The 2423-nt window shown below is 61.8% G+C and carries 1 protein-coding gene; it reads left to right on the top strand.

Annotated features, from left to right (window positions below):
- A partial coding sequence (locus AD662_RS29605) for an immunoglobulin-like domain-containing protein (RefSeq protein ID WP_346243052.1) occupies positions 1–2423 on the top strand: 2423 nt, incomplete at both ends.

Below are 2423 nucleotides of genomic sequence, written 5' to 3'. Positions count from 1 at the left end.
AACCTGAGCGTGAAGATCGACGACGCACAGGGCGGTAACTACGAAAAACTGGACATCGACGCCACTCCGGCGGACACCGCCGTTACCGATGTGCAGGACACTACCGGCCTGACCTTGAGTGCGACCGATACCGTTGCTGAAGGCGGTTCCATCGTTTACACCGCTACCCTGACCAACGCCGCTGGCTCGCCAGTGACCGTGACCCTGAGCAACGGTGCGGTGATCAACATTGCCGCTGGTGCCACCACCGGCACCGTGACGGTCGATGCGCCAACAGACGACGTCTACAAAGACGCCGGCAAAGTTGAAGTCAGCATCGATCAAGCGACTGGCGGTAACTTCGAGAACCTGGTTCCGAGCACCACGCCGGCGGTGACTGACGTCACCGACACTATCGACACCTCGACTGTCAGCCTGACCGCAACGTCCACCGTCGCTGAGGGCGGGACTGTGGTTTACACCGCCTCGGTCAATGCACCCGTGACCGAAGCTCCGTTGGTCATCACCCTGTCGAACGGCCAGACCATCACCATCCCAGTCGGCGCCAGTTCCGCTTCGGTGAACTTCGTTACACCAAACGACGCCCTCGCCGGCGGCGATAACCTGAGCGTGAAGATCGACGACGCCCAGGGCGGTAACTACGAAAAACTGGACATCGACGCCACTCCGGCGGACACCGCCGTTACCGATGTGCAGGACACCACTGGCCTGACGCTCTCGGCAACCGACACTGTCGCTGAAGGCGGTTCCATCGTTTACACCGCTACCCTGACCAACGCCGCTGGCTCGCCAGTGACCGTGACCCTGAGCAACGGCGCCGTCATCAACATCGCTACAGGCGCCACCACCGGCACCGTGACCGTCGATGCGCCAACAGACGACGTCTATAAAGACGCGGGCAAAGTTGAAGTCAGCATCGATCAAGCGACTGGCGGTAACTTCGAGAACCTGGTTCCGAGCACTACCCCGGCGGTGACTGACGTCACCGACACCATCGACACCTCGACTGTCAGCCTGACCGCAACGTCCACCGTCGCTGAAGGCGGGACTGTGGTTTACACCGCCTCGGTCAATGCTCCGGTAACTGATGCCCCGCTCGTCGTGACGTTGAGCAACGGCCAGACCATCACCATCCCAGTCGGCGCCAGCTCCGCCTCGGTGAACTTCGTTACACCAAACGACGCCCTCGCTGGCGGCGACAACCTGAGCGTGAAAATCGACGACGCCCAGGGCGGTAACTACGAAAAACTGGACATCGACGCCACCCCGGCGGACACCGCCGTTACCGATGTGCAGGACACTACCGGCCTGACGCTCTCGGCAACTGACACTGTCGCCGAAGGCGGTTCCATCGTTTACACCGCCACCCTGACCAACGCCGCCGGCTCGCCAGTGACCGTGACCCTGAGCAACGGCGCGGTGATCAACATCGCTGCAGGCGCCACCACCGGCACCGTGACCGTCGATGCGCCAACAGACGACGTCTACAAAGACGCGGGCAAAGTCGAAGTCAGCATCGACAACGCCACCGGTGGTAACTTCGAGAACCTGGTTCCGAGCACTACCCCGGCGGTGACTGACGTCACCGACACCATCGACACCAGCACCGTTTCGCTCACAGCGACTTCGACTGTGGCCGAAGGCGGCACCGTGGTTTACACCGCCTCGGTCAATGCACCCGTGACCGAAGCTCCGTTGGTTATCACCCTGTCGAACGGCCAGACCATCACCATCGCGGTCGGCGCCAGCAGTGGCAGCGTGAACTTCGTTACGCCAAACGACGCCCTCGCCGGCGGCGATAACCTGAGCGTGAAGATTGACGACGCCCAGGGCGGCAACTACGAAAAACTGGACATCGACGCCACTCCGGCCGACACCACCGTTACCGACGTGCAGGACACCACTGGCCTGACGCTCTCGGCAACCGACACTGTCGCTGAAGGCGGTTCCATCGTTTACACCGCTACCCTGACCAACGCCGCTGGCTCGCCAGTGACCGTGACCCTGAGCAACGGTGCCGTCATCAACATCGCCGCTGGTGCTACCACCGGCACCGTGACGGTCGATGCGCCAACAGACGACGTCTACAAGGACGCTGGCAAAGTTGAAGTCAGCATCGATCAAGCGACTGGTGGTAACTTCGAGAACCTGGTTCCGAGCACTACCCCGGCGGTGACTGATGTCACTGATACCATCGACACCAGCACCGTTTCGCTCACAGCGACTTCGACGGTCGCTGAAGGCGGCACCGTGGTTTACACCGCGTCGGTCAACGCTCCGGTAACTGATGCCCCGCTCGTCGTGACGTTGAGCAACGGCCAAACCATCACCATCGCGGTCGGCGCCAGCAGTGGCAGCGTGAACTTCGTTACACCAAACGACGCCCTCGCTGGCGGCGACAACCTGAGCGTGAAAATCGACGA

This window comes from Pseudomonas kilonensis (genome assembly GCF_001269885.1).
Classification (GTDB): domain Bacteria; phylum Pseudomonadota; class Gammaproteobacteria; order Pseudomonadales; family Pseudomonadaceae; genus Aquipseudomonas; species Aquipseudomonas kilonensis.
Note: the sequence above shows the minus strand (reverse complement) of the source record. Positions and strands in the feature narration are given on the sequence as shown.